Source organism: Corallococcus exercitus, assembly GCF_003611585.1.
GTDB lineage: Bacteria > Myxococcota > Myxococcia > Myxococcales > Myxococcaceae > Corallococcus > Corallococcus exercitus.
Genome location: NZ_RAVW01000861.1, coordinates 1 through 602 on the forward strand (window position 1 = coordinate 1; position 602 = coordinate 602).

Annotated in this window: 1 pseudogene; it reads left to right on the forward strand. The window is 72.6% G+C overall.

The features are described from left to right. Positions 1-80: 80 nt before the first annotated feature. Positions 81-602: pseudogene (locus D7W79_RS42570) on the forward strand (aminodeoxychorismate synthase component I); the annotation flags it as partial.

A 602-nucleotide genomic window follows, 5' to 3' on the forward strand; every position in this document is an offset into this window, starting at 1 on the left:
GCGTCAGATGTGTATAAGAGCCAGCCTACCGCGTCCACCACCGGAAACTGCGGCTCGACGTCTCCCCCGAGCAGGCCTTCGTGGCGCTGCACGGAGGACGCGAGCACGCCTTCTGGCTGGACAGCAGCCGCGTCGAAGCCGGCCTGTCGCGCTTCTCCTTCATGGGTGACGCCACCGGCCCCCACGCGGCCGTCCTTCGCTACCACGTGAACCCGCCCCGCCTCACCGTGACCCGGGCGGACGGCACCGAGGAGCATTCCACGGAGCTGTTCGGGCACCTGCGGCGGGAGCTGGCGCGGCTGGGCGCGGAGCGCGCCGACCTGCCCTTCGACTTCCAGGGCGGCTTCGTGGGCTACCTGGGCTACGAGCTGAAGCACGACTGCGGCGCGAGCGCGGCCCATGCCTCGCCGGACCCCGACGCCGGGCTGGTGCTGGCGGACCGGCTGCTGGTGTGGGACCACGCCGAGCGAGAGGTGTACCTGGTGGCGCTCGCCCCCGGGGACGAGGCCCCCCGGGTCCGCGATTGGTTCGACGCCACGGAGTCCGCGCTGCGCGCCCTGCCGCCCCTGGAGCCGCCGGTACCGCCCCTGTCTCTTATACAC